Here is a 26,991-nt window from a genome sequence, read left to right on the forward strand (position 1 = left end):
CGCCGAAAATATACGGTTTTTCCTGCCGTTACCCATAAGGGGTCATAAGCTTTTCATATTGAAAAGGCGAGGGAATTAGCCCTGTAGCTGCACCTTGCCGTCCTTCACGCGAACGTCGTAGTGCTTCACCGAGTAGTTTTCATCTTCCATGCACAGCCCGTCACGTAAACGGAAGCGCTGCTTTTTCAGCGGGCTGGCGACCCACAGTTCGCCCTGATGCTCCGCAATCAACCCACGGGAGAGCACGCTGGCCTCGAAGAACGGGTCGATGTTGCTGATGGCAAAGAGCTGTTCATCGTGGCGAGGGCGGAAAATCGCAACCTGCTCGTTGCCCAGCAGCGCGCAGACGCCGGTTGCGGGGAGAATGTCGTTAATATCGCAGATGGTTGTCCACTGGCTCATGCGTTTTCCTCCACCAGCGTGACCGGGATACGTTCATACGGTGTCGCCGGACGATGCTGTTCACGCTCTGGCACAACCTGCACATTCGGGTCGCGCTGAGTGCTGTTGATAAAATGTCTGAACCGCGTCTGTGCCGCCGGGGTGTTGACGGTTTCAGTCCACTCGCAAATCACCGCTTCACGCAGACGTGCCATCTCCGCTTCCAGATGCTCGTTCAGGCCCAGCTTGTCGTCGATAATGACCGATTTCAGGTAGTCGATGCCGCCTTCCAGGTTATCGAGCCAGGAGGCGGTACGGGTCAGCTTATCGGCGGTACGGATATAGAACATCATGAAGCGGTCGAGATACTGAATCAGCGTGTCGTGATCGAGATCCGCGGCCAGCAGGTCCGCGTGGCGTGGTTTCATCCCGCCGTTACCGCAGACATACAGGTTCCAGCCTTTTTCGGTGGCGATAATCCCCACGTCTTTACCCTGGGCTTCCGCACATTCACGGGTACATCCCGAGACGCCGAACTTCATTTTATGCGGCGTACGGATGCCTTTGTAGCGGTTCTCCAGCTCCACGCCGAAACCGACGCTGTCGCCGACGCCATAGCGGCACCAGGTGCTGCCCACGCAGGTTTTCGCCATACGCAGCGCTTTAGCGTACGCGTGGCCGGTTTCGAAGCCAGCGTCAATCAGCTGACGCCAGATCTCCGGCAGATCGTCTTTTTGGGCACCAAACAGGCCAATACGCTGGGAACCGGTGATTTTGGTGTAAAGGTTAAATTCACGCGCGATACGGCCCACCGCCACCAGCCCTTCCGGGGTAATTTCGCCACCGGCGGAACGTGGAATCACGGAGTAGGTACCGTCTTTCTGGATGTTGGCCAGGAAGTTGTCGTTGGTATCCTGCAGCGGCGTATGCTCGGGTTTGAGGACATACTCGTTCCAGCAGGAGGCCAGCAGGGAGCCGACGGTGGGTTTACATACCTCACAGCCGTAGCCCTGGCCGTGCTTCGCCAGCAGTTCGTCGAAAGACTTGATGCCTTCCACGCGGATCAGATGGTAGAGCTCCTGGCGAGAATACGCGAAGTGCTCGCACAGGTTGTTGTTCACTTCGATGCCCTGTTTCGCCAGCTCGGCGTTCAGCACCTGGGTGACCAGCGGAATACAACCGCCGCAGCCGGTGCCGGCTTTGGTTTCCGCTTTCAGCGCCGCAACGGTGTGGCAGCCTTTGTTAATGGCAGAGATGAGCATGCCTTTGGTGACGTCAAAGCAGGAGCAGATCTGCGCACTGTCCGGCAGTTTATCCACGCCGATAGACGGCTTGCCGCCGGAGGCGTGCGCCGGGAGGATCAGCGCGTCCGGGTTTTCCGGCAGTTCGATGGCATTCAGCACCAGCTGGAGCAGGTTGCCGTAATCACTGGTGTCACCCACCAGTACCGCCCCAAGCAGGGTTTTGTTGTCCTGACTGACGATCAGGCGCTTATAAACTTCTTTGCTCTCATCGAGATAAACGTAGCTGCGGGCACCCGGCGTGCGGCCGTGTGCATCGCCAATACCGCCAACGTCCACGCCCAGCAGCTTCAGCTTGGCGCTCAGGTCCGCGCCTTCGAAGGCGTTTTCGTTGCCGAGGATGTGGTCCACGGCGACCTGCGCCATTTTGTAACCCGGCGCCACCAGACCATACACGCGGTTATTCCAGCTGGCGCATTCGCCAATGGCGTAGATATCCGGATCGGAGGTCTGGCAGGTGCCGTTAATCATGATCCCGCCGCGCTGGGCGACGGCCAGACCGCACTGGGTCGCCAGCTTGTCGCGCGGGCGAATACCGGTGGAGAAGACGATGAAGTCAACTTCCAGCTCGCTGCCGTCGGCAAAGCGCATGGTTTTGCGCGCTTCGGTGCCTTCCTGCACGATCTCTTTGGTGTTTTTGCTGGTATGAACCTTCACGCCCATGCTTTCGATTTTGCGACGTAACTGGTCGCCACCCATGTGGTCGAGCTGTTCGGCCATCAGCATCGGAGCAAATTCGATGACGTGGGTTTCAACGCCGAGGTTTTTTAGCGCGCCCGCGGCCTCCAGGCCCAGCAGGCCACCACCCACCACCGCACCGCGTTTACTGCGACGAGCGCAGGACTCAATGGCGTTGAGATCTTCAATGGTACGATAGACGAAGCAATCCTGCGTTTCAGCGCCTTTAATCGGCGGGATCCACGGATAAGAGCCGGTCGCCATGATCAGCTTGTCGTAAAAAACCGTACGCCCGGCGCTGGAGTGGATCACTTTCTCCTGACGGTTGATGGTGATAGCGCGTTCGCCCACCAGCACCTTTACGCCATGCTTCTCGTAGAACCCTTCACGCACCAGTGAGAGCTCTTCGGCAGTATGATGGGAGAAGTAGGAAGATAAGTGCACACGGTCGTACGCCTTGCGGGGTTCTTCACAGAACACGGTAATATCGAACTGAGCGGCATCGGCTTTATCGAGAAGATCCTCAATAAAGCGGTGACCGACCATGCCGTTACCGATGATAGCGAGTCTGAGTTTGCTCATTATTGCCTCGATTTCTTTTCTATTACCGCCTACCTTAACGATTCAGCAGGGCCGCTTATTGATGCAAATCAAATACGTCTTCGCCTACTCCTTAGGTGGTATATGACTGATTTGTCAGGATTTTTATAAGTTATGGAAATCGCAGGCTTTTCGGGTTAGTTGAATTTGTGTACAAATCAGGGGCGGTTTTGCAAAAATCGATACGCCTGTACAGCAGCTGCGTTTTTAGGGGAAAGATATGTCTACTACACCGTTATGGCTTGTTCAGAATGTTCGTTTACCGGGTCGGGAAGGGCTGTGGCAGCTTGCCATTGAGAACGGGCGATTTGGTGACATCACCCCCATGGATAACACCCATACCGAAAGCTATGAAGTGTTAAATGCGCGCGGTGGGCTGGCTATTCCCCCGTTTATTGAGCCGCATATCCATCTTGATACCACCCAGACGGCGGGCGAGCCGAACTGGAACCAGTCCGGAACGCTGTTTGAGGGCATTGAGCGCTGGGCGGAGCGCAAGGCGCTACTCAGCCATGACGACGTGAAGGCGCGGGCGTGGAAAACGCTGAAGTGGCAAATCGCCAACGGGATCCAGTTTGTCCGCACACATGTGGATGTCTCCGACCCGACGCTCACCGCCCTGAAGGCGATGCTGGAAGTGAAGCAGGAGGTTGCGCCGTGGGTGACGCTGCAAATCGTCGCGTTCCCGCAGGAAGGTATCCTCTCTTACCCGAACGGCGCGGCGCTGCTGGAAGAGGCATTACGGCTGGGTGCGGATGTGGTGGGGGCGATCCCCCACTTTGAGTTCACCCGCGAGTACGGCGTGCAGTCGCTGCATATCGCCTTTGAGCTGGCGAAGAAATATGACCGTCCGCTGGATATTCATTGCGATGAAATTGATGACGAGCAGTCTCGCTTTGTCGAGACGGTGGCCACGCTGGCGTATGAGGCCGGTATTGGCGCACGGGTAACGGCCAGCCACACCACCGCCATGCACTCCTACAACGGCGCCTATACCTCGCGGCTGTTCCGACTGCTGAAGATGTCGGGGATTAACTTCGTCGCGAACCCGCTGGTCAATATCCACCTGCAGGGGCGCTTTGATGATTATCCGAAGCGTCGCGGCATCACCCGGGTGAAAGAACTACAGGCAGCGGGCATTAACGTCTGCTTTGGGCATGACGATGTCTTTGACCCGTGGTACCCGCTTGGTACCGGCAATATGCTGCAGGTGCTGCATATGGGGCTGCACGTTTGTCAGATGATGGGCTATCCGCAAATCGACAACGGCCTGAACCTGATCACCCATAACAGTGCCCGAACCTTTGGCCTGAGCGATTACGGGATTGAGACGGGCAACCCGGCGAACCTGATTATTCTGCCTGCGGAGAGCGGGTTTGAAGCGGTACGCTGTCAGGTGCCGGTGCGCTGGTCCATTCGTCAGGGACGAATTATTGCCACCACACAGCTGGCGCAGACCTGGATCCAGATGGATAACGGGGGAGAAGAGGTGAGCTTTGCCAGAAACACCCCCTCTGCGTAGCGCAGAGGGGGACGGGATTAGTGCGTCGCCGCTGCAGCGTTATGCTGGCGGTGGCGGGTCACAAAGCCCAGGATGAAGCACATGATAAACACCACGGCGTACAGACCGTTCGCCGTGTGCAGCGCGGCCAGCGGGCCGCTGTGGGCGACGATTGGGCCGGTGACCACGAAGGTCAGCATGGTGCCGATGGTGCCGCAGGTCAGAACGAAGTTAACCAGCTTCGGCGAGGCCACCCTGGTCTGCAGGGAGCCCAGGGTAATGATCGAGGTGTAGATCGCGCTGGAGAAGAAGCCCAGGGTCAGAATGAACCACGGCATATGTTCCGGTGAGCCGTTGATGAACAGATACATCAATACGGTAGCCAGGCCCGCCAGTACGGTCAGAATGCGCTGCAGATCGAAGAAGCGCAGGATGAAGCTAAACGCCCACATGCCGAACATGTAAGACATCCAGAAATCACTTACCAGTTTACCCGCGTCGTTCAGGCTCATGCCCAGGCCTTTGGCGTATTCCGGTACCCAGGAGATAAAGCCCAGCTGGCCGAGGATGTAGCACAGGGCGGCGATGGAGAGGAACAGTACGCCGATCCCCCATTTCTCTTTCGCGACAGGCTCTGCCGTGGTCTGCGCTTTTTTTCCCAGCACCGGGAACTCGCAGCCGAAAGTCAGAATAAAGATCGCCACGTAGACCAGGCCGATGCAGGCATACACCCAGTACCACTCAATGCTGCGCGCCAGCAGAACGGCAGCCACCATCGGAAAAATCATCCCGGCCATGCTGAAGAAGGAGTCGGTAAACAGCAGGCGCGCGCCACGCTGACGGCCTTCATACATATGGGTAATCAGGAAGGTCCCGATCGACATGGTAATGCCGCTGACCAGACCGAGCACAAACATGGCGGCGGAGAACAGGGCGATGCTGTGGCTCAGCATCAGACCCGCCACGGCGGCGACCATCAGCACAAAACCAAAACGCAGCTGCGTTTTCAGTGGCACGATTTCCATCAGCCAGGCATTCAGGAAGATGGAGATCAGGATCCCGGCGTTGAGGAAGGTGAAGGTGTTACTCATGCTGGAAACGGGCAGATGGAAGTAGTCTGCGATATTTCCCATCACCATCCCGGTGACGATCACCAACGCGCCGGTCAGGGCGTAGGAGAAGAAGCTGATCCATGTGAGCTTGATGCGATTGCTGTTAGTCATGTCTGGCCTGTTCAAAATAAGAAAAGCGCCCATCGGGCGCTGAGAGCGGGCAGATTTTAGACATTAAAGTGATCTATTCATATCTTTTAAGAGAAATTCGAACTTCATTGCAGTTTTTTATGTGATCTTGATCACATAAAAAGCCGCCGGAACCAATCGTTTGCGTGGTTACAACTGTTTCAATTTCGTAAAATTAGGTAAAAGGCTGGTCTCCGTTCATACTGCTCTTTAGAATTAAGCCATTCGCTTTATATACTGCGCTTTGTTAAGGAATTCTCATGCTCAAATCAACACTGGCGGCTGTCGCAGCTGTGTTTGCTCTTTCTGCCGTTTCCCCTGCTGCGCTGGCAGCAAAAGGGGACCCTCACGTTCTGCTGACCACCTCCGCCGGGAATATTGAGCTGGAACTGAATAGCCAGAAAGCTCCGGTTTCTGTGAAAAACTTCCTCGACTATGTAAACAGTGGTTTCTACAACAACACCACCTTCCATCGTGTGATCCCTGGGTTTATGGTGCAGGGCGGCGGTTTTAATGAGCAGATGCAGCAGAAACAGCCGAACCCGCCGATTAAAAACGAAGCAGATAACGGCCTGCTGAACACCCGCGGCACCATTTCCATGGCGCGTACCGCGGATAAAGACAGCGCGACCAGCCAGTTCTTTATCAACGTGGCGGATAACGCCTTCCTCGACCACGGCCAGCGCGACTTCGGTTATGCGGTGTTCGGTAAAGTGGTGAAAGGGATGGACGTGGCGGACAAGATTTCTCAGGTTCCTACCCATGACGTTGGCCCGTACCAGAATGTGCCGTCAAAACCTGTCGTGATCCTCTCCGCGAAAGTTCTGCCGTAACCTGTTTCGACACGGGCGATCTTTGCCCGTGTTGTTAGCCCTCCCTGCGAAAGCGCGTTTTGCTGCTTATACTTGTGGCAAACGGACATATTCAGGGAGGCGTTAAGTGAAAAAACTCACCGACAAGCAAAAATCCCGTCTCTGGGAGCAGCAGCGTAACGTCAATTTTCAGGCCAGTTGTCTCCTTGAAAAAGGTCATGGTCCTTCCGATCCCCATATTGAAACGCTGGAGCTTGGGCCTTCCGCTCCCGGTTTGCCCCATCTGTGCCTTATTCACCGCCATCTCTACCGCAGAGAGTTGAAGCACGCTGGCGAATTGCGTACTGACGATATTTTTAAGGGCGACATTCCTTTCTGCCATTTCGAGTACATCGAAAAGATGGGCAACGAACTGATGGCGGCGCTGGAAAGCGAAAAGTATCTGGTTGGTCTGGAGAAAGCGGCGTTTATAGAACGAATTAGCCATTACTATTGTGAAATCAACATGCTGCACCCTTTTGCCAGCGGTAACGGTATTGCTCAGCGCGTTTTCTTTGAGCAACTGGCGATCCACGCGGGTTACGCGCTGGACTGGCGCGATATCGATCCCGAAGATTGGGTGGCGGCTAACCGGAGCGGTGCAACGGGCGATCTCAGCGCGTTAAACGCTATCTTTGCCAAAGTAGTGAGCGAAGCGCGGGAATCTGAGTAGAATAGGGCGGCATTTTTTTCGGGAGCCGCCATGATTCTGCTGATTGATAACTACGATTCCTTCACCTGGAACCTTTACCAGTATTTTTGTGAACTGGGTGCAGAGGTGGTTGTCCGCCGCAATGACGAGATTGGCCTTGCCGATATTGAGACGCTGGCTCCGCAAAAAATCGTCATCTCACCCGGCCCCTGCACACCGTCGGAATCGGGCATTTCGCTGGACGTTATCCGGCAGTATGCTGGCAAGCTGCCCATTCTGGGCGTCTGCCTGGGTCATCAGGCGATTGCCCAGGCGTTTGGGGCCACCATCGTCCGTGCGGCGAAAGTGATGCACGGCAAAACCTCGCCGGTCACACACACGGGTACCGGGGTATTTACGGGGCTCAATAATCCATTGACCGTGACGCGCTATCATTCGCTGGTGATTGACCCGCCGACGCTGCCTGACTGCTTTGAGGTGACCGCCTGGAGCGATACGCAGGAGATCATGGGGATTCGTCACCGCGAATGGGATCTCGAAGGCGTGCAGTTCCATCCGGAAAGCATCCTCAGCGAACAGGGGCACGCGCTGCTGGCAAATTTCCTCAATCGCTGAATATCTGTTGCCTTGCTGTGATTTTTTATGCATATTTTGTGATTATATTTTCACAATTGATGTGACATAAAATGGATGGGCATGACATGGCAACTGAACAACCAGCAATTACCCGCGCGACATTTGATGAAGTGATTCTGCCGATTTATGCACCGGCTGAGTTTATCCCGGTAAAGGGAAAAGGCAGCCGCGTCTGGGATCAACAGGGTAAAGAGTATGTGGATTTCGCGGGCGGGATTGCGGTAACGGCGCTGGGTCATTGCCATCCTGCGCTGGTCGAGGCGCTGAAAACCCAGGGCGAAACCCTGTGGCACACCAGCAACGTTTTCACCAACGAACCGGCGCTGCGTCTTGGCCGCAAGATCATTAATGCCACGTTTGCCGAGCGCGTGCTGTTTATGAACTCCGGCACCGAAGCCAACGAAACCGCCTTCAAGCTGGCGCGCTACTATGCCACCACGCGCCACAGCCCGTACAAAACCAAAATCATCGCTTTCCACAATGCCTTCCATGGGCGCTCCTTCTTTACCGTCTCCGTTGGTGGTCAGCCGAAGTATTCCGACGGTTTTGGTCCGAAACCGGCTGACATCGTCCATGTGCCGTTTAACGATCTGCATGCGGTAAAAGCGGTGATGGACGATCACACCTGCGCGGTGGTGGTGGAGCCGATTCAGGGCGAAGGTGGCGTGACGGCCGCCACGCCGGAATTCCTGAAAGGGCTGCGCGCGCTTTGCGACGAGCACCAGGCGCTGCTGGTATTTGATGAAGTGCAGTGCGGGATGGGGCGTACCGGCTCCCTGTTTGCCTATATGCACTACGGCGTGACGCCGGATATTCTGACCAGCGCCAAAGCGCTCGGCGGCGGTTTCCCGGTGAGTGCGGTCCTGACCACCCAGGAGATTGCCTCCGCGTTTCATGTGGGGTCGCACGGCTCCACTTACGGCGGTAATCCGCTGGCGAGCGCTGTGGCGGGCGCGGCGTTTGATATTATCAACACGCCTGAGGTTCTCAATGGCGTGGGCGCGAAGCGCGAACTGTTCGTAAAACATCTGCAAAAGATTGATGACCAGTACGACGTGTTCAGCGAGATCCGCGGGATGGGGCTGCTGATCGGTGTCGAGCTGAAACCGCAGTACAAAGGCCGCGCACGCGATTTCCTGCACGCCGCCGCCCACGAAGGGGTGATGGTGCTCAATGCCGGGCCGGACGTGATACGTTTTGCGCCGTCGCTGGTTGTGGAAGAAAAAGACATCGAAGACGGTTTAACCCGCTTTGCCGCGGCAGTCGCGAAGATCGTAAAAGGTTAATACGCCGTCCGCTTCAGGCGACGGGTTAACCAAATCCCGTGATGCGGACGCTGACGCCATGCCACCGATGAAATGGTGTGCATGGTGTTCAGATGCCCCAGGATGCGCTGTAAATGCTGCTCAAGGGTACTCATTGGCCCGTGGGTGAGCGTCTCCGGCGCTTCCAGAATATTTGAATCCCCCGACTCACCCGGCGCGTCATACTCCAGACGCTGCTGACAGCGCTGCAGGGCAATCTCACACGACTGCAGGTAACGTTGCGCCAGGTCTGGCGTCAGCATGGTATGTTCACGCGCAAGCGTGGTCATGGCGTTGATATGCTCGACGATAAACTGGCTGTGCGTCACCCAGAGCTTCATGTCCGCCAGATAGTGCGAGTTAAAGCCTGGCTCCTGCATCGCCTGGTTGAGCGAGTTGAACAGGGCGTTGTGCGCCTGGTTGACCTTCATCCGCTGATAAGCCAACGGGGAGGGCTGCGGGTCGTCGCTCAGAATCAGGCGGATAGCCTCCTGGTCAGCCTCCAGCGCGTCGTGGGCGTTCTGCCTGAGCAGCCCGCTCTGCCACTGCGGCCACAGCCAGACCATGCCCCCAAAGGCAATCAGACAGCCGATCAGGGTATCAATCAGCCTGGCGACAATAAACTGTTCGCCATTGAGCGTGAGCAGTTGCAGGGTATACACCGCCGTCACCGTAAAGCCCACCATCGCCCAGCCGTAGTTTTTGCGGATAATCAGATAGCTCACCAGCGTAATCATCAGCATCCCTGCCAGGGTATAGCCTTCCGGCACGTGGAAGTGCAGCGTCACGCCCGCAATAATCAGCCCCGCCATCGTTCCGCCGGCCCGGTGCAGAATACGCACCCGCGTGGCGCCGTAGCCATTCTGGGTGACAAACAGCACGGTCATTAAGATCCAGTAGGGTTTTGGCAGATGCAGCGCCATGCCCATCAGGCTGGCGACACTGAGCATGACGCTAATCCGTGCGGCATTGCGCAGGGCGGAGGATTTAAGCGACAGATAACTTCTGAGCGCGGGCAGTAAGGGCAGCCGTTTTTGTTTGTCCGCCATCAGATCGCGGGAATAAAGCGGGCGCTGGGTACGCAGCACGCGGGCGATGCGGCTGAAGTGCCAGGCGGCAAACTGACCGACCGGGTTATCCGGATGCTGACGGGCGATTTTCTCCAGCGCGCCGAGCTGTTTGTCCATGTTAAAGCGCGTGGGGTAGCGGTGATAGAGAATATCGTCGGCCAGCACTCGCAGACGCGCGGAGACGGTCTGTGCGTTCCAGCGGATCACCGCTTCTGCGTGGCTGCGCTCTACCAGTTTTTGCACCTCTTGCGGGTGGTGAAGACTTACGGAGATATGCTCCTGCAGATCCAGCCCCACCTGGAAAGTGCGCAGCAGCCGTTTATATTCGTGATTCTGGTTGGCGGCGAGCATATGCAGTTGCTGGTAGCACTGGCTTATCAGATCCACCACCTTTTGCTGACGGGTCAGCAGCGGGGGCAGCGATCTTTCCGGATCGGTATGCTGGGTGAGCAGGGTGTATTTGGCTTCACAATACTCCGCCAGCTGCACATAGAGCAGGCTCAGGGATTCACGCAGCGGCTGTTCGCGCCACAGCCAGAACCAGAACCAGTTAAACAGCCCGTACCATAATGTCCCCAGCGCGTAGATCAGCAGCGGCTCCCACACCGGCATATTTCCGGCGAGGCTCAGCGTGAAAATGGCCGCAATCAGCGAGGCGGGAAGCAGACGGGCGTGCAGCGAGCTGATTTCGGCGGTAACACCCAGGGTCATCGCCAGCACGGTCAGGATCAGCGGCAGCGGAATATCGCGCGCCAGCAGAAGCTGCACGGCGAGACTACAGCCGGCAAACAGTGAACCGCCAATGATGAGTCGTTTGAAAAAGCGCTTATGCGGCGTGTCCAGACCGGCAATGTTGCAGCAGGCGGGCACCAGAGAAAAGAGCAGACCTTGCTGAAGATGTCCGAGGAGCAGGCCTACGGCCACAGGAAGACACAACACCAGCGTTTGTCGCAGTGCGTAGTTAACTTCCGGGTGATAAATCAGCCTGCGCCACATGGGGAGTAGAGACAAAAACGGCGTGACACCTTGCGGTGACACGCCGTTTGAGCGGAATTAACGCGTTCCGTAAACCACGATGGTTTTACCGTGGGCGGAGATCAGGTTTTGATCTTCCAGCATTTTCAGGATACGACCTACGGTTTCACGGGAGCAACCGACGATCTGACCAATTTCCTGACGGGTAATTTTAATTTGCATGCCGTCCGGGTGGGTCATGGCGTCTGGCTGTTTCGCCAGGTTCAGCAGCGTCTGTGCAATACGGCCCGTCACGTCCAGGAAGGCGAGGTTGCCCACTTTCTCAGAGGTGACCTGCAGACGGCGCGCCATCTGGGAAGAAAGACGCATCAGGATGTCAGGGTTAACCTGAATCAGCTGACGGAATTTCTTGTAAGAAATTTCAGCCACTTCACATGCTGTCTTTGCACGAACCCAGGCGCTACGTTCCTGGCCCTCTTCAAACAGGCCCAGTTCACCGATGAAATCGCCCTGGTTCAGATAAGAAAGGATCATCTCTTTCCCTTCTTCATCTTTGATCAGCACTGCCACCGAGCCTTTAACGATGTAATACAACGTTTCCGCTTTTTCACCCTGGTGAATCAGCGTGCTCTTCGATGGGTACTTATGAATGTGGCAATGAGACAAGAACCATTCGAGAGTCGGGTCTGTTTGCGGTTTGCCAAGCACCATGCGCTGTTATCCTCTGTTATAAGCTGTCACCAGAGTCATCAGATGCATCCGGACTCTGGGGTTGCAATCGAATTCTTACCCATACCCTGGGAAGTCGGCTACCGTAACGTTTCGCAGCCAGTAAAGTTTGATGTCCTCTGCATACACGTGTAACGTCAATGTATTACTGTAGCATCCTGAGTGTTTTAGCATAGCTTTCGCCGCGTGTCTCCTGGTGTCTCGCTTCAGCATGATGCAGGTCGCCTTCCATTGCGAGAAATGTAACGCACGCGTAATCTGTCACCAAAAATGCAACGTTGGAGTTTAAGAATATGCAAGCGCGCGTGAAATGGGTTGAAGGTTTAACGTTCCTGGGCGAGTCCGCTTCCGGACACCAGATTTTGATGGATGGCAACTCCGGCGATAAAGCGCCAAGCCCAATGGAGATGGTGCTGATGGCGGCAGGGGGATGCAGCGCCATTGACGTGGTGTCGATTCTGCAGAAAGGCCGTCATGACGTGACAGATTGCGAGGTTAAACTGACCTCAGAACGTCGTGAAGAGGCGCCACGCCTGTTCACCCACATTAATCTGCACTTTGTTGTGACCGGCAAAGCGCTGAAAGACGCGGCGGTATCACGCGCGGTGGACCTGTCGGCGGAGAAGTACTGCTCTGTGGCGTTAATGCTGGAGAAGGCGGTAAAAATCACCCATTCGTACGAAGTGATCGAGGCGTAATCGTGTGGCGGGTGGCGCTTCGCTTGCCTGCCCTACGGATTGTAGGCCCGGTAAGCGTAGCGCCACCGGGCAAAACAACTCACTCGATCTGTTTCCCTTCCATCAGTCGCTGTACCAACGGCGTCATGATGAGCTCCATTGCCAGTCCCATTTTTCCGCCCGGCACCACTAATGTATTCATGTGAGAAATGAACGAGCCCTGCAGCATCGCCAGCAGCCACGGATAATCAATGCCTTCGAGATTGCGGAAATGGATCACCACAAAGCTCTCATCCAGCGATGGGATACTTTTGGCGGCAAACGGGTTGGAGGTGTCCACCGTTGGCACACGCTGGAAGTTGATATGGGTGCGGGAAAACTGCGGCGTCAGGTAGTTGATGTAATCTTCCATGGAGCGAACCACCGAATCCATCACCGCCTCGCGCGAGTGGCCGCGCTCGCTCATGTCACGCGTCAGCTTCTGGATCCACTCCAGGTTAACAATAGGCACCACGCCGACCAGCAGATCCACGTGGCGTGCCACGTCATGCTGCGGCGTGACCACGCCGCCGTGTAAACCTTCGTAGAACAGGACGTCGGTAGGTTCCGGCAGCGGCTGCCAGGGAGTAAAGGTGCCCGGCACCTGATTCCAGGGAACGGCTTCATCATAGGTATGCAGATACTTGCGGGACTGCCCTTTGCCGCTCTGTCCGTACTCAATAAAGGTTTGCTCCAGCAGGCCGAAGTCATTGGCCTCCGGGCCGAAGTAACTGATGTGTTTACCCAGATCGCGCGCCTTACGGATGGCCATATCCATCTCCGGACGCGTGTAGCGGTGAAAGCTGTCGCCTTCGACCTCCGCCGCACGGAGATTCAGCTGGGCGAAAATCTTGCGAAAGGCGAGGCTGGTGGTGGTGGTTCCCGCACCACTCGACCCCGTAACGGCAATAATCGGATGTCTGGCAGACATAACAACTCCCTGACTGAAAAGGGTGGAAGATCAGCCGTGAAACGCGTTGCGGGGCATGATATTGACCGTCTCATGCAGTTCTGACCACACCAGCACCACGTCGCCGCTTTTCAGCTGGCGCTTTACATCGTTGACCTTTTGCTCAAGCGAGCGTTCATGTTCACCATAATCGGTGCCTTCGCGCAATACAAAGCTTTCAATCAGATTGTCGAGCGTTTCGGGAGCCAGATCCTGCCAGGGAATAATCATTTTGCACCGTCCAGATAAGGGGTTAGCCAGTCAGGGATACGCGTCTCAAGCCACATTTTCGGGCGGCGCAGGGTGCCACCGATAAACCCGACGTGGCCGCCATGCTCGGTCAACTGATAGTGAACGTTGTCGGGAAGAAACTCCTGCGCGGGGATCGAGTGGTGATCCATAAAGGGGTCATCTTTGGCATGAATGATCAGCGTCGGTTGCGTGATCTTGCTGAGCAGCGGCATGGCGCTGCACTGACGATAGTAGTCAATCGCATCGGCGAAGCCGTGAATTTTGGCGGTGATCAGATCGTCGAACTCGCGAATACGGCGCACCTTTTTCAGCTGGCGCAGGCTGACCGGCAGCGTATCCGGGTAAGCCTTCAGCTTACGCGCCGCGTTGGCTTTCAGCAGGTTGAGCAGATAGCGCTGATAGACGCGGGAAAAGCCTTTATCCATATGGTAGCTGCACTGCTCCAGCATAAACGGGGCGGAGACAATGACGGCCGCATTCAGCGGTACGCTTTCGCCCTCTTTGGCCAGCAGACAGGCCAGCATATTGCCGCCCAGCGAGTAGCCCACGGCGGCGGTTGGCACGTTGCCAAAATTATCCCGCAGCCAGTGCAAAAACCACGTACCGTCTTCGGTTTCACCCGAGTGATAAATGCGTTTCTGACGATTGGGTTCGCCGCTGCAGCCGCGAAAATGCATCACCACGCCGAGCCAGCCGCGCGCTTTTGCCGCCTCAATTAACCCATGCGCATAAGGGCTGTGCAGACTGCCTTCCAGACCGTGAAAGACCACCAGGCGCGGCTTATGGCGGGCCTGCTCAGGTGCTTCGCTCCAGGCGAGATCCAGAAAGTCACCGTCCGGCAGGTCAAGCCGTTGCCAGTGCGGGGTGAACTGAACCTTGCGGCGGATCAGTCGCGGCAGCATGGTCTGCAAATGGCGATTGGCCACGCCGCGCATAGGCACGAACTCAGTGCTGTCTTCGGCCGCAATGTCGAAGTCTGATGGAATGATTTGGGTCATAAGCGCGATGCTGATTCTTGTCGGAAATTTACGATACTTTCCGAATTGTACCCCGTTTAGCCAGGATTTCCGAACCAGGGACGGATCCTGTTCGCAAAACGGGGGAAATACTCAGTCGGCCTGCAGCATCGCTTCCAGCTGTTCCTGGGCGTCGAGCCAGGCCATCTCACACTCTTCGAGGTTCGATTTGGTCTTCGCCTGGGTTTGTAGGCAGTCCGTCAGCTCCGCTTTACGGCTCTGGTCATAGAGACCGCTGTCGCCGAGCTTCTCTTCAACGGCAGCAAGCGTGGCGTTGAGCTTTTCCATCTCTTTTTCGAGACGGGCAATCTCTTTACGCAGCGGCTGCGTCTGGGTGCGCAGCTCCGCTTCACGGCGTTTCTGGTCTTTACGCGCCTGAGCGCTGTTGGCGTTCTCTTTCGTTGGCTCTTCCGGCTGGTTTTCCTGCTTCTGCACGTCCGTCAGCCACTGCTGGTAGTCTTCCAGATCGCCGTCGAACGGCTCGACTTTGCCGTCGTGCACTAGGTAGAGATCGTCCGTGGTGGAGCGGATCAGGTGACGGTCGTGCGAAACCACAACCAGTGCGCCTTCGAACTCAATCAGCGCTTCGGTCAGCGCCTGACGCATGTCGAGATCGAGGTGGTTGGTCGGTTCATCGAGCAGCAGCAGGTTCGGGCGCTGCCAGACGATCAGCGCCAGCACCAGACGGGCTTTTTCGCCGCCGGAGAAACGTTCGGTGTTTTCGGTGACCTTATCGCCCTGGAAGCCGAAGCCGCCGAGATAATCGCGCAGCTTCTGCTCCATCTCCTGCGGCGCCAGACGCGCCAGGTGCTGGATCGGGGATTCATCCGCGCGTAAAAATTCCAGCTGATGCTGGGCGAAGTAGCCAAGCTTGATGCCCTTCGCCAGCCCGATTTCGCCGCTGACCGGGTTAAGTTCGCCCGCCAGCAGTTTGATCAGCGTGGATTTACCGGCACCGTTGCGTCCCAGCAGACCAATACGTGAACCCGGCACCAGGTTGAGCTTGATGGAGTCGAGAATAATGCGATCGCCGTATCCGGCGCTCACTTTTTCCATCTTCAGCAGCGGGTTTGGCAGGCTTTCCGGCGCGCGGAAGCTGAAGTGGAACGGGTTGTCCACGTGCGCCGGGGCAATCATCTCCATGCGTTCCAGCATCTTGATGCGGCTTTGGGCCTGCTTCGCTTTAGACGCTTTGGCCTTGAAGCGATCCACAAAGCTCTGCAGGTGCGCGACGCGCTGCTGCTGGCTTTCGTACATGGACTGCTGCTGGGCAAGACGCGTCGCGCGCTGGCGCTCGAAGGAGCTGTAGTTACCGGTGTACTCGAACATCGTTTGCTGTTCGATGTGAATGATTTTATCCACCACCGGGTCGAGGAAGTCGCGGTCGTGGGAGATCAGAATCAGAGTGCCCTGATAGCTCTTAAGCCACTTCTCCAGCCAAATAACCGCATCGAGATCGAGGTGGTTGGTCGGTTCATCGAGCAGCAGCAGGTCAGAGCGACAGATCAGCGCCTGCGCCAGGTTGAGGCGCATACGCCAGCCGCCGGAGAAGTCGCTGACCGGGCGTTCCAGCTGTTCATTGCTGAAGCCCAGGCCGTGCAGCAGGCTGGAGGCGCGGGAGCGAATGGTCCACGCGTCAATGGCGTCCAGCTTGCCGTGAACGGTGGCGATGGCGTGGCCGTCGTTGCGCTCGTTAGCGGCGTTGAGTTCCGCCTCGAGCTTACGGTATTCACGGTCCCCGTCGATAACATAGTCGAGTGCCGGTTCGCTGAGGGCGGGCGTCTCCTGATTCACCCAGGCGAGCTGCCAGTTCCCCGGGAAGGTAAAGTTACCGCCATCCGCGCTAATCTCGTTTTTCAGCAGCGCCAGCAGCGTGGATTTACCACAGCCGTTTTTGCCGACCAGACCCACTTTTTGGCCCGGGTTGATGGTAGCAGTGGCGTTATCCAGCAGGACGCGCACACCGCGACGAATTTGTAACGAGGAGAAAACAATCATAGAAGCGCCGTATGTTCCGACTATGTTAATTTGTCATTATGATAATGTAAGGTGTGGGCCATTTTCCGCACCGGGCCGCCATGGTAGCCCAAAACAACGACGATACACAAAAACAGAAACAAGACCGGGAGGGGAATGATGTCTCAGACAGCAAAAGTGCTGCTGCTGTATGCCCATCCGGAATCTCAGGACTCGGTGGCGAACCGGGTTCTGCTTAAGCCGGCGACTCAGCTCAGCAACGTGACGGTGCACGATCTCTACGCGCACTATCCTGATTTCTTTATTGATATTCCTTATGAGCAGGAACTGCTGCGTCAGCATGACGTGATTGTGTTCCAGCATCCGCTTTATACCTACAGCTGTCCGGCGCTGCTCAAAGAGTGGCTGGACCGCGTGCTGAGCCGGGGCTTCTCCAGCGGGGTGGGGGGCAACCAACTGGCGGGAAAGTACTGGCGTAGTGTGATCACCACCGGTGAGCCAGAAAGCGCTTACCGCCACGACGGGCTGAACCGCTATCCGATGAGCGACATCCTGCGGCCTTTCGAGCTGACGGCGGCAATGTGCCGTATGCACTGGATGAGCCCGATTATTGTCTACTGGGCGCGGCGTCAGGATCCCAAAGAGCTGGCGAGCCACGCCCGAGCCTATGGTGAATGGCTGGCGTCACCGATTCCGGCAGGAGGTCGTTAATGGAAGGATCGAATTTGCTCCTCGCCGGGGTGCTGTTTTTATTTGCGGCCGTTGTCGCGGTGCCGTTTGCTGCACGGATTGGAATCGGGGCGGTGCTGGGGTATCTGCTGGCGGGGATCGCGATTGGCCCCTGGGGGCTGGGATTCATCAGTGATGTGGATGAAATACTCCACTTCTCCGAGCTGGGCGTGGTGTTTCTGATGTTCATCATCGGCCTGGAGCTGAATCCTTCTAAATTATGGCAGCTCCGACGCTCTATCTTTGGCGTGGGTGCCGCGCAGGTGTTGTTCAGCGCCGCGATTCTGGGCGGCCTGTTAATGCTGACGGACTTTTCCTGGCAGGCGGCGGTGATAGGCGGAATAGGCCTTGCGATGTCGTCGACGGCGATGGCCCTGCAGCTGATGCGCGACAAAGGGATGAACCGCAACGAAGCCGGTCAGCTGGGCTTTTCGGTGCTGCTTTTCCAGGATTTAGCGGTGATCCCGGCGCTGGCGCTGGTGCCGCTGCTGGCCGGTTCCGGCGACGATCATTTTGACTGGGCGAAAATTGCCATGAAGGTACTGGCCTTTGCGGGCATGCTGATTGGCGGACGTTTCCTGTTACGTCCCGTGTTCCGTTTTATTGCCGCCTCGGGCGTGCGCGAAGTCTTCACCGCCGCGACGCTGCTGCTGGTGCTGGGATCGGCGTTGTTTATGGACGCGCTGGGGCTGTCGATGGCGCTCGGCACCTTTATCGCCGGGGTGCTGCTGGCGGAGAGCGAATATCGCCACGAGCTGGAAATTGCTATCGATCCCTTTAAAGGGTTGCTGTTAGGGCTGTTCTTTATTTCGGTGGGGATGGCGCTCAATCTCGGTGTGCTCTATACCCATCTGCTGTGGGTTGTGGTCAGCGTTGCCATTCTGGTGGCGGTAAAAACACTGGTGCTGTACGTCATGGCACGCATTTACGGCTTGCGCAGTTCGGAGCGTATGCAGTTTGCCAGCGTGTTAAGCCAGGGGGGCGAGTTCGCGTTTGTGCTCTTCTCCACCGCCTCCTCCCAGAAGCTTTTTAAAGACGATCAGATGGCGCTTTTGCTGGTGACGGTTACGCTGTCGATGATGACCACGCCGCTGCTGATGAAGCTGGTGGATAAACTTCTGTCGCGCCGCTTAAACCCGTCTGACGATGAAGATGAAGCCCCGTGGGTGGAAGACGACAAGCCGCAGGTGATTGTGGTGGGCTTTGGCCGCTTCGGACAGGTTATCGGACGTTTGCTGATGGCGAACAAGATGCGCATTACCGTGCTGGAGCGCGATATCAGCGCGGTCAACCTGATGCGCAAATATGGCTATAAGGTTTATTACGGCGACGCGACCCAGCTCGAGCTGTTGCGCTCTGCTGGCGCAGAGGCCGCTGAGTCCATCGTGATTACCTGCAACGATCCAGAAGACACGATGAAGCTGGTGGAGCTCTGTCAGCAGCATTTTCCGCATCTGCACATTCTGGCGCGTGCGCGTGGACGTGTTGAAGCTCACGAACTGTTGCAGGCGGGTGTGAAACACTTCTCTCGTGAAACGTTTTCCAGTGCGCTGGAGTTGGGGCGCAAAGCGTTAATCTCGCTGGGGATGCATCCTCACCAGGCGCAACGCGCCCAGATGCATTTCCGCCGGCTGGATATGCGAATGTTACGCGAGCTGATGCCGGTGCATACCGATACGGCGCAGATCTCTCGCGTGCGGGAAGCGCGTCGCGAACTGGAGGAGATCTTCCAGCGCGAGATGCAACAGGAACGACGCCAGCTTGATGGCTGGGATGAATTTGAATAAAGGGTAACGAAAGATGGTTGTACGTAAACGCTTTATTGCGGGTGCAAAATGTCCCTCCTGCCAGGCGCAAGATACCCTGGCAATGTGGCGGGAGAATAATATTGATGTTGTTGAGTGTGTTAAGTGCGGTCACCAGATGCGAGAAGCTGATAAAGAGGCCCGCGATCATGTGCGCAAAGAAGAGCAAGTTATCGGGATTTTTCATCCGGACTAGCGATATGCCCTGAGTTTTTTTAAGCTAAAGGGTACACGGGTGCAGATTTCCGCTACAATCTGCGCCAGCAATTTTCCCACGCTCAGGAGATATCATGAAAGTAGCAAAAGACCTGGTGGTCAGCCTGGCCTATCAGGTACGTACAGAAGACGGTGTGTTGGTTGATGAGTCTCCGGTGAGTGCGCCGCTTGACTACCTGCATGGTCACGGTTCCCTGATTTCTGGCCTGGAAAACGCGCTGGAAGGTCATGAAGTTGGCGACAAATTTGACGTTGCTGTAGGCGCGAACGACGCTTACGGTCAGTATGACGACAACCTGGTTCAGCGCGTGCCTAAAGACGTGTTCATGGGCGTTGACGAGCTGCAGGTTGGCATGCGTTTCCTGGCTGAAACCGACCAGGGTCCGGTTCCTGTTGAAATCACCGAAGTGGAAGACGACCACGTTGTGGTTGACGGCAACCACATGCTGGCTGGCCAGAACCTGAAGTTCAACGTTGAAGTTGTCGCTATCCGTGAAGCAACCGAAGAAGAGCTGGCTCATGGCCACGTTCACGGTGCGCACGGTCACGACCATGACCACGATCACGGCCACGACGGCTGCTGCGGTGGCCACGGCCATGACCATGGTCACGACCACGGTCACGGTAAAGGTGGTTGCGGTAACGGCGGCTGCGGCTGCCACTAAGGCCTGTCGTTTGACATGCTGGCCCGGTAAGCTTTGCGACACCGGGCACAAAAAAGCGGGAGAATCCCGCTTTTTTTATGCCTCAATAATGAGGAGGTGGCGTCTCTTCCGACTGAGAGGCAATGTTCGACGGCTGGGTGGCCTTCAGCTTTTCCGTCAGCAGGCGCATATGATCCCGCAGTTTCGCCATTTCGAGCTCATGTGCGGTCACGGTCTGGTTCAGTTCTTCGATGGTGATGTCCTGAAAAGCCAGGCGGCTTTCCAGCTCAGCCATTCTCGCTTCTAATGCTGTATCCTTCATCATTCACCTCGTTTATTTCAGATTCGCCATAATGGCCCCGCGGCGGCGCAGTTTAACTGAGTTTATCCTTAAGTACAGTCTGCATCCCCCTGGCAAGAAACTTATTTAAACAAAAATAGTCTGAAAAGTGGCGAGAATTGGAAGTGTCTGTCTGTAGATTTCTTCCGCAACGTTTTATAGTACGTCACTCATTTTACGTTTAATGCTGGGGTGAGAGTCCCCAGGCCCTGGAGATATGGATGAAATCACTGTTTAAAGTAACGCTGCTGGCAACGACAATGGCTGTTGCGCTGAACGCGCCGCTGTCATTCGCGGCTGACACTGCTGCGAAGCCTGCTGCCACGGCAGACAGCAAAGCGGCGTTCAAAAATGACGACCAGAAATCCGCCTACGCACTGGGCGCATCTCTGGGCCGTTACATGGAAAACTCTCTGAAAGAACAAGAGAAACTGGGCATCAAACTGGATAAAGCCCAGCTGATCGCCGGCGTTCAGGACGCCTTTGCTGATAAGAGCAAGCTCTCTGACCAGGAAATCGAACAGACTCTGCAGGCGTTTGAAGCGCGTGTGAAAGGTGCCGCTCAGACTAAGATGGAAGCGGACGCGAAAGACAACGAAGCGAAAGGCAAAGCCTACCGCGATACCTTTGCTAAAGAGAAAGGTGTGAAAACCTCGTCTACTGGCCTGGTGTACAAAGTTGAGAAAGAAGGCACCGGCGATGCGCCTAAAGACAGCGACACTGTTGTCGTGAACTACAAAGGTACGCTGATCGACGGTAAAGAGTTCGATAACTCTTACACCCGTGGTGAGCCACTCTCTTTCCGTCTGGATGGTGTGATCCCTGGCTGGACTGAAGGCCTGAAAAACATCAAGAAAGGCGGCAAAATCAAGCTGGTTATCCCACCGGATCTGGCGTATGGCAAAACCGGCGTTCCGGGTATCCCTGCCAACTCTACGCTGGTCTTTGACGTAGAGCTGCTGGACATCAAACCGGCTCCGAAAGCGGATGCGAAGGCAGACGCGCCGGCTGAAGAAAAAGCAGCGACAGACGCTAAGAAGTAATGTGACAAAAACCGCCGCCTTTCAGGCGGCGGTTTTTTTATTGTGGGGCAGATATAATTAACACTGGAAAGCGCTATACACGCTGTATTAATTTAGTTGTCCGTGTAGATAATGAGCCTGCCCTGAAAACCGAATGACAGGCTCCTGAAAAGGAGTGTTTTTTTCATGTCCAGGTCGCTTTTAACCAACGAAACCAGTGAACTTGATTTGCTGGATCAACGTCCTTTTGACCAGACCGACTTCGATATTCTGAAATCCTATGAAGCGGTGGTGGACGGGTTAGCGATGCTCATTGGCTCCCACTGCGAAATCGTATTGCACTCCCTGCAAGATCTGAAGTGTTCCGCTATCCGCATTGCGAATGGTGAGCATACTGGCCGTAAAATTGGTTCGCCAATCACCGACCTTGCATTGCGTATGTTGCATGACATGACCGGCGCGGACAGCAGCGTCTCCAAATGCTATTTCACCCGCGCCAAAAGCGGCGTGCTGATGAAATCAGAAACTATCGCGATTCGAAACCGCGAGCATCGTGTGATTGGGCTGCTGTGCATCAACATGAACCTTGATGTGCCATTCTCGCAAATCATGAGCACCTTTATTCCACCTGAAACGCCGGATGTTGGCTCATCGGTTAACTTTGCCTCCTCCGTCGAAGATCTGGTCACGCAGACGCTTGAGTTTACGATTGAAGAGGTGAATGCCGATCGCAACGTCTCGAACAACGCCAAGAATCGCCAGATCGTGCTTAATCTCTACGAGAAAGGGATTTTTGATATCAAAGACGCCATCAACCAGGTGGCCGATCGTCTGAACATCTCCAAGCACACCGTCTATCTCTACATCCGCCAGTTCAAAAGCGGTGATTTCCTGGGACAAGACAAGTAATGCGTTTTGCGTTAATGGTGACAGGCCCGGCGTACGGTACACAGCAGGCCAGCAGCGCGCTGCAGTTTGCGCATGCGCTTCTGGCGGCCGGGCATGAGCTGGCGAGCGTCTTCTTCTATCGGGAAGGGGTGTATAACGCGAACCAGTTTACGTCGCCGGCGAGCGACGAGTTTGATCTGGTGCGTGCCTGGCAGGCTTTAAACGAAAAGCAGGGCGTTGCGCTGCATATCTGCGTCGCGGCGGCGCTGCGTCGCGGTGTCGCTGATGCAACTGAAGCCGGGCGTCTTGGTTTAGCAGGCGCTAACCTGCAGCCCGGTTTTTCGTTGAGTGGTCTCGGGGCACTGGCCCAGGCGGCGTTAACCTGCGACAGAGTGGTGCAGTTCTGATGAAGCGTGTCGCGTTTGTTTTTACCTCGGCACCGCACGGCAATGCATCCGGCAGAGAAGGGCTGGATGCGCTGCTCGCGACTTCCGCGTTGACTGAAGATATCGGCGTCTTCTTTTTGGGGGACGGGGTGTTTCAGCTTCTGGCGGGTCAGCAGCCACAGGCCATTCTGGCGCGGGATTATATCGCCACCTTCAAAGTGTTACCGCTGTACGACATTGAAACGTTGTATGTCTGCGCCGATTCGCTGGCCGCGCGCGGATTGAATGACAAGACGCCCCTGGTGCTGGATGCGACGTGCTTGACGTCCGCTGCCCTGCGCGAGCAACTCTCGCATTACGACACTATTCTGACTTTCTGAGGCTGCCATGCTCCATACCCTGAGCCGCTCACCGTGGCAATGTGATATCGACACGCTCGTGAGTATGCTGCGCGAAGGCGATGATCTGCTGCTGATTCAGGATGGCGTGCTTGCTGCGCTGGACGGCAGCCGTTTCGTTGAAATCCTCACAAATGCCCCCATAACGGTCTCTGCGCTGAAGGAGGATCTGGATGCGCGGGGTCTTTCTGGTCAAATTTCAGCCAAAATTGACGTGGTTGGCTATACTGATTTCGTCAATCTTACTGTGACGCACGCCAGTCAAATGAACTGGTGATTTGAGATCGCTGTATATTTCTTGACACCTTTTCGACGTAGCCCTAAAATTTCGCGTCCTCATATTGTATGAGGTCGTTTTATTACGTGTTTACGAAGCAAAAGCTAAAACCAGGAGCTATTTAATGGCAACAGTTAACCAGCTGGTACGCAAACCACGTGCACGCAAAGTTGCAAAGAGCAACGTGCCTGCGCTGGAAGCCTGCCCGCAGAAACGTGGTGTATGTACTCGTGTATATACCACCACTCCTAAAAAACCAAACTCCGCACTGCGTAAAGTATGCCGTGTGCGTTTGACTAACGGTTTCGAAGTGACTTCCTACATCGGTGGTGAAGGTCACAACCTGCAGGAGCACTCCGTGATCCTGATCCGTGGCGGTCGTGTTAAAGACCTTCCGGGTGTTCGTTACCACACCGTTCGTGGTGCGCTGGACTGCTCAGGTGTTAAAGACCGTAAGCAGGCTCGCTCCAAGTACGGCGTGAAGCGTCCTAAGGCTTAATGGTTCTCCGTTAAGTAAGGCCAAACTGATTTATCTTAATGTCAAACTAAACTCGTAGAGTTTTGGACAATCCTGAATTAACAACGGAGTATTCCCATGCCACGTCGTCGCGTCATTGGTCAGCGTAAAATTCTTCCAGATCCGAAATTCGGATCAGAACTGCTGGCAAAATTTGTAAATATCCTGATGGTAGATGGTAAAAAATCTACTGCAGAAGCAATCGTATACAGCGCGCTGGAGACCCTGGCTCAGCGCTCTGGTAAAAATGAACTGGAAGCTTTCGAAGTCGCTCTCGACAACGTGCGCCCGACTGTAGAAGTTAAGTCTCGCCGCGTTGGTGGTTCTACTTATCAGGTTCCAGTTGAAGTTCGTCCGGTTCGTCGTAATGCTCTGGCAATGCGTTGGATCGTTGAAGCTGCTCGTAAACGCGGTGATAAATCCATGGCTCTGCGTCTGGCGAACGAACTTTCTGATGCTGCAGACAACAAAGGTACTGCAGTTAAGAAACGTGAAGACGTTCACCGTATGGCAGAAGCCAACAAGGCGTTCGCACACTACCGTTGGTAATCCCTTCGGAGTATTAGTCACCAGGCGGGCGCTTCAGAGAAGCCGCCCGCTCTGGGTAACTTAACTGAACGTCTAAAGATATAAACGAGGAATCAAATGGCTCGTACAACACCCATCGCACGCTACCGTAACATCGGTATCAGTGCGCACATCGACGCCGGTAAAACCACTACTACCGAACGTATTCTGTTCTACACCGGTGTAAACCACAAAATCGGTGAAGTTCATGACGGCGCAGCCACCATGGACTGGATGGAACAGGAGCAGGAGCGTGGTATCACTATCACCTCCGCAGCGACTACTGCATTCTGGTCAGGTATGGCTAAGCAGTACGAACCGCATCGCGTAAACATCATCGACACCCCAGGGCACGTTGACTTCACCATCGAAGTAGAACGTTCCATGCGTGTTCTTGACGGCGCGGTAATGGTTTATTGCGCAGTTGGTGGTGTTCAGCCACAGTCTGAAACCGTATGGCGTCAGGCGAACAAATATAAAGTTCCACGCATCGCGTTCGTTAACAAAATGGACCGTATGGGTGCTAACTTCCTGAAAGTTGTTGGCCAGATCAAAACCCGTCTGGGCGCGAACCCTGTTCCGCTGCAGCTGGCAATTGGTGCTGAAGAAGGCTTCACCGGCGTTATCGACCTGGTGAAAATGAAAGCCATCAACTGGAACGATGCAGACCAGGGCGTTACCTTCGAATACGAAGATATCCCAGCTGCAATGCAGGACCTGGCTGACGAATGGCACCAGAACCTGATCGAATCCGCTGCTGAAGCTTCTGAAGAGCTGATGGAGAAATACCTGGGTGGTGAAGAACTGACTGAAGAAGAGATCAAAAAAGCTCTGCGTCAGCGCGTTCTGAACAACGAAATCATCCTGGTAACCTGTGGTTCTGCGTTCAAGAACAAAGGTGTTCAGGCGATGCTGGATGCGGTAGTTGACTACCTGCCATCCCCGGTTGACGTTCCTGCGATCAACGGCATCCTGGACGACGGTAAAGATACTCCGGCTGAGCGTCACGCAAGCGACGAAGAGCCATTCTCTGCACTGGCGTTCAAAATTGCTACCGACCCATTCGTGGGTAACCTGACCTTCTTCCGCGTATACTCTGGTGTGGTTAACTCCGGTGACACCATCCTGAACTCCGTGAAAGCGGCGCGTGAACGTTTTGGCCGTATCGTACAGATGCACGCTAACAAACGTGAAGAGATCAAAGAAGTTCGTGCGGGCGACATCGCTGCAGCTATCGGTCTGAAAGACGTGACCACTGGTGACACCCTGTGTGACCCGGATCACCCAATCATTCTGGAGCGTATGGAGTTCCCAGAGCCGGTAATCTCCATCGCAGTTGAACCAAAAACCAAAGCTGACCAGGAAAAAATGGGTCTGGCTCTGGGCCGTCTGGCGAAAGAAGACCCATCATTCCGCGTATGGACTGATGAAGAATCTAACCAGACCATCATCGCTGGTATGGGTGAACTGCACCTGGACATCATCGTTGACCGTATGAAACGTGAATTCAACGTTGAAGCGAACGTGGGTAAACCTCAGGTTGCTTACCGCGAAGCGATTCGCGCGAAAGTTACCGATATTGAAGGTAAGCACGCTAAGCAGTCTGGTGGTCGCGGTCAGTACGGTCACGTTGTGATCGACATGTACCCACTGGAGCCGGGCTCTAACCCGAAAGGTTACGAGTTCATCAACGACATCAAAGGTGGTGTAATTCCTGGCGAATACATCCCAGCCGTTGATAAAGGCATCCAGGAACAGCTGAAAGCGGGCCCTCTGGCTGGCTATCCGGTTGTTGACATGGGTATCCGTCTGCACTTCGGTTCTTACCACGACGTTGACTCCTCTGAACTGGCGTTTAAACTGGCTGCGTCTATTGCCTTTAAAGAAGGCTTTAAGAAAGCAAAACCAGTTCTGCTTGAGCCAATCATGAAGGTTGAAGTAGAAACTCCTGAAGAGAACACCGGTGACGTTATCGGTGACTTGAGCCGTCGTCGCGGTATGCTGCGTGGTCAGGAATCCGAAGTGACTGGCGTTAAGATCCACGCTGAAGTTCCGCTGTCTGAAATGTTCGGATATGCAACTCAGCTGCGTTCTCTGACCAAAGGTCGTGCATCATACACCATGGAATTCCTGAAGTATGATGATGCGCCTAACAACGTTGCTCAGGCCGTTATTGAAGCCCGTGGTAAGTAATCCACAGGATTAAAACCTAAGTCCCGTGCTCTCTCCCAAGGGGAGAGCACTATAGTAAGGAATATAGCCGTGTCTAAAGAAAAATTTGAACGTACAAAACCGCACGTCAACGTTGGTACTATCGGCCACGTTGACCATGGTAAAACTACCCTGACTGCTGCAATCACTACCGTTCTGGCT

General features: G+C 55.3%; 29 protein-coding genes. 19 read left to right on the top strand and 10 right to left on the bottom strand.

Annotated elements, in window-relative coordinates:
* Nucleotides 1-75 precede the first annotated feature (75 nt).
* Both nirD and nirB read right to left on the bottom strand, forming a co-directional pair.
* Nucleotides 76-402: a nitrite reductase small subunit NirD gene (nirD, locus tag EKN83_RS16250; RefSeq protein WP_126801287.1), complete on the bottom strand. Its 327-nt coding sequence runs from the start codon at nt 400-402 to the stop codon at nt 76-78.
* Complete coding sequence (gene nirB, locus EKN83_RS16255; RefSeq protein ID WP_126801288.1) at nt 399-2,942, bottom strand: nitrite reductase large subunit NirB; 2,544 nt, start codon at nt 2,940-2,942, stop codon at nt 399-401. Before nirB ends, nirD begins: the two co-directional genes overlap by 4 nt.
* A 238-nt stretch (nt 2,943-3,180) precedes the next feature.
* Between nirB and EKN83_RS16260 the strand changes: the two genes are divergently transcribed.
* The gene (locus tag EKN83_RS16260) at nt 3,181-4,482 is read left to right on the top strand and encodes a cytosine deaminase (RefSeq protein WP_126801289.1); all 1,302 of its coding nucleotides are present in this window, start codon (nt 3,181-3,183) and stop codon (nt 4,480-4,482) included.
* A gap of 17 nt (nt 4,483-4,499) precedes the next feature.
* On the opposite strand, the gene tsgA is transcribed toward EKN83_RS16260, so the two are convergent.
* Nucleotides 4,500-5,684 (bottom strand): MFS transporter TsgA, encoded by a 1,185-nt coding sequence (gene tsgA, locus EKN83_RS16265; protein ID WP_047959606.1) that lies wholly within the window; start codon nt 5,682-5,684, stop codon nt 4,500-4,502.
* Between the two features lie 278 nt (nt 5,685-5,962).
* Here tsgA and ppiA point away from each other — a divergent pair, with 278 nt between their 5' ends.
* From ppiA to EKN83_RS16285, 4 genes are all read left to right on the top strand, one after another.
* Nucleotides 5,963-6,535: a peptidylprolyl isomerase A gene (ppiA, locus tag EKN83_RS16270; RefSeq protein ID WP_025758075.1), complete on the top strand. Its 573-nt coding sequence runs from the start codon at nt 5,963-5,965 to the stop codon at nt 6,533-6,535.
* A gap of 106 nt (nt 6,536-6,641) precedes the next feature.
* A complete protein-coding gene (locus tag EKN83_RS16275) occupies nt 6,642-7,226 on the top strand; it encodes a putative adenosine monophosphate-protein transferase Fic (protein ID WP_095442059.1) in 585 nt (194 codons plus the stop codon).
* Nucleotides 7,227-7,256: 30 nt separating this feature from the next.
* Nucleotides 7,257-7,820, top strand: coding sequence for an aminodeoxychorismate synthase component 2 (gene pabA, locus EKN83_RS16280; RefSeq protein ID WP_045285967.1), 564 nt, complete (start codon nt 7,257-7,259; stop codon nt 7,818-7,820).
* Nucleotides 7,821-7,906: 86 nt separating this feature from the next.
* Entirely contained in the window at nt 7,907-9,127 is a 1,221-nt protein-coding gene (locus EKN83_RS16285) for an aspartate aminotransferase family protein (RefSeq protein WP_185857683.1), read from the top strand.
* Here the strand turns inward: EKN83_RS16285 and EKN83_RS16290 are convergent.
* Nucleotides 9,124-11,211, bottom strand: coding sequence for a YccS/YhfK family putative transporter (locus EKN83_RS16290; RefSeq protein ID WP_045285965.1), 2,088 nt, complete (start codon nt 11,209-11,211; stop codon nt 9,124-9,126). The two genes, EKN83_RS16285 and EKN83_RS16290, sit on opposite strands and share 4 nt — an antisense overlap.
* 57 nt (nt 11,212-11,268) lie before the next feature.
* Nucleotides 11,269-11,901: a cAMP-activated global transcriptional regulator CRP gene (gene crp, locus EKN83_RS16295; protein WP_000242758.1), complete on the bottom strand. Its 633-nt coding sequence runs from the start codon at nt 11,899-11,901 to the stop codon at nt 11,269-11,271.
* A gap of 311 nt (nt 11,902-12,212) precedes the next feature.
* Between crp and EKN83_RS16300 the strand changes: the two genes are divergently transcribed.
* Nucleotides 12,213-12,617: an OsmC family protein gene (locus tag EKN83_RS16300; protein ID WP_014885509.1), complete on the top strand. Its 405-nt coding sequence runs from the start codon at nt 12,213-12,215 to the stop codon at nt 12,615-12,617.
* Between the two features lie 79 nt (nt 12,618-12,696).
* On the opposite strand, the gene EKN83_RS16305 is transcribed toward EKN83_RS16300, so the two are convergent.
* The 4 genes from EKN83_RS16305 to EKN83_RS16320 all read right to left on the bottom strand — a co-directional run bounded on the left by EKN83_RS16305 (nt 12,697) and on the right by EKN83_RS16320 (nt 16,850).
* The gene (locus EKN83_RS16305; protein ID WP_045285964.1) at nt 12,697-13,566 is read right to left on the bottom strand and encodes a phosphoribulokinase; all 870 of its coding nucleotides are present in this window, start codon (nt 13,564-13,566) and stop codon (nt 12,697-12,699) included.
* 30 nt (nt 13,567-13,596) lie between these two features.
* Complete coding sequence (locus EKN83_RS16310) at nt 13,597-13,815, bottom strand: YheU family protein (RefSeq protein WP_013099053.1); 219 nt, start codon at nt 13,813-13,815, stop codon at nt 13,597-13,599.
* Nucleotides 13,812-14,834 (bottom strand): hydrolase, encoded by a 1,023-nt coding sequence (locus EKN83_RS16315; RefSeq protein ID WP_045285963.1) that lies wholly within the window; start codon nt 14,832-14,834, stop codon nt 13,812-13,814. Before EKN83_RS16315 ends, EKN83_RS16310 begins: the two co-directional genes overlap by 4 nt.
* A 111-nt stretch (nt 14,835-14,945) precedes the next feature.
* Entirely contained in the window at nt 14,946-16,850 is a 1,905-nt protein-coding gene (locus EKN83_RS16320) for an ABC transporter ATP-binding protein (RefSeq protein WP_126801291.1), read from the bottom strand.
* Nucleotides 16,851-16,985: 135 nt separating this feature from the next.
* Between EKN83_RS16320 and kefG the strand changes: the two genes are divergently transcribed.
* From kefG to slyD, 4 genes are all read left to right on the top strand, one after another.
* The gene (kefG, locus tag EKN83_RS16325) at nt 16,986-17,540 is read left to right on the top strand and encodes a glutathione-regulated potassium-efflux system ancillary protein KefG (protein ID WP_021242220.1); all 555 of its coding nucleotides are present in this window, start codon (nt 16,986-16,988) and stop codon (nt 17,538-17,540) included.
* On the top strand, nt 17,540-19,345 hold the full coding sequence (gene kefB, locus EKN83_RS16330; RefSeq protein WP_025758061.1) for a glutathione-regulated potassium-efflux system protein KefB: 1,806 nt from the start codon (nt 17,540-17,542) through the stop codon (nt 19,343-19,345). The genes kefG and kefB overlap by 1 nt, the downstream gene beginning before the upstream one ends.
* Nucleotides 19,346-19,358: 13 nt before the next feature.
* A complete protein-coding gene (locus tag EKN83_RS16335; RefSeq protein WP_126801292.1) occupies nt 19,359-19,559 on the top strand; it encodes a YheV family putative zinc ribbon protein in 201 nt (66 codons plus the stop codon).
* Between the two features lie 94 nt (nt 19,560-19,653).
* Complete coding sequence (gene slyD / locus EKN83_RS16340; protein WP_008503010.1) at nt 19,654-20,244, top strand: peptidylprolyl isomerase; 591 nt, start codon at nt 19,654-19,656, stop codon at nt 20,242-20,244.
* An 82-nt stretch (nt 20,245-20,326) separates the two neighbouring features.
* Here the strand turns inward: slyD and EKN83_RS16345 are convergent, their stop codons facing one another.
* On the bottom strand, nt 20,327-20,545 hold the full coding sequence (locus tag EKN83_RS16345) for a protein SlyX (protein ID WP_024907948.1): 219 nt from the start codon (nt 20,543-20,545) through the stop codon (nt 20,327-20,329).
* A gap of 239 nt (nt 20,546-20,784) precedes the next feature.
* Here EKN83_RS16345 and fkpA point away from each other — a divergent pair, with 239 nt between their 5' ends.
* The 9 genes from fkpA to EKN83_RS16390 form a co-directional block, all read left to right on the top strand.
* A complete protein-coding gene (gene fkpA, locus EKN83_RS16350) occupies nt 20,785-21,606 on the top strand; it encodes an FKBP-type peptidyl-prolyl cis-trans isomerase (protein ID WP_025758059.1) in 822 nt (273 codons plus the stop codon).
* Nucleotides 21,607-21,771: 165 nt separating this feature from the next.
* Nucleotides 21,772-22,494 carry a transcriptional regulator gene (locus tag EKN83_RS16355; protein WP_003861697.1) on the top strand — a complete coding sequence of 241 codons (723 nt, stop codon included), beginning with the start codon at nt 21,772-21,774 and terminating at the stop codon, nt 22,492-22,494.
* Nucleotides 22,494-22,880: a sulfurtransferase complex subunit TusD gene (tusD, locus tag EKN83_RS16360; RefSeq protein WP_025758057.1), complete on the top strand. Its 387-nt coding sequence runs from the start codon at nt 22,494-22,496 to the stop codon at nt 22,878-22,880. The genes EKN83_RS16355 and tusD overlap by 1 nt, the downstream gene beginning before the upstream one ends.
* Entirely contained in the window at nt 22,880-23,239 is a 360-nt protein-coding gene (gene tusC / locus EKN83_RS16365) for a sulfurtransferase complex subunit TusC (protein ID WP_045285959.1), read from the top strand. The genes tusD and tusC overlap by 1 nt, the downstream gene beginning before the upstream one ends.
* Nucleotides 23,240-23,246: 7 nt before the next feature.
* Nucleotides 23,247-23,534 (top strand): sulfurtransferase complex subunit TusB, encoded by a 288-nt coding sequence (gene tusB, locus EKN83_RS16370; RefSeq protein WP_025758055.1) that lies wholly within the window; start codon nt 23,247-23,249, stop codon nt 23,532-23,534.
* Between the two features lie 124 nt (nt 23,535-23,658).
* Nucleotides 23,659-24,033 carry a 30S ribosomal protein S12 gene (gene rpsL / locus EKN83_RS16375; protein WP_000246815.1) on the top strand — a complete coding sequence of 125 codons (375 nt, stop codon included), beginning with the start codon at nt 23,659-23,661 and terminating at the stop codon, nt 24,031-24,033.
* Nucleotides 24,034-24,129: 96 nt separating this feature from the next.
* The gene (rpsG, locus tag EKN83_RS16380; RefSeq protein WP_004106370.1) at nt 24,130-24,600 is read left to right on the top strand and encodes a 30S ribosomal protein S7; all 471 of its coding nucleotides are present in this window, start codon (nt 24,130-24,132) and stop codon (nt 24,598-24,600) included.
* 96 nt (nt 24,601-24,696) lie between these two features.
* Nucleotides 24,697-26,811 (top strand): elongation factor G, encoded by a 2,115-nt coding sequence (gene fusA, locus EKN83_RS16385; protein ID WP_021242224.1) that lies wholly within the window; start codon nt 24,697-24,699, stop codon nt 26,809-26,811.
* Between the two features lie 69 nt (nt 26,812-26,880).
* On the top strand, nt 26,881-26,991 hold a 111-nt coding region (locus EKN83_RS16390; protein WP_001336758.1), incomplete at its 3' end, for a GTP-binding protein.

The sequence above is a fragment of the Enterobacter sp. WCHEn090032 genome (assembly GCF_003986875.1).
Lineage (GTDB): Bacteria > Pseudomonadota > Gammaproteobacteria > Enterobacterales > Enterobacteriaceae > Enterobacter > Enterobacter sichuanensis.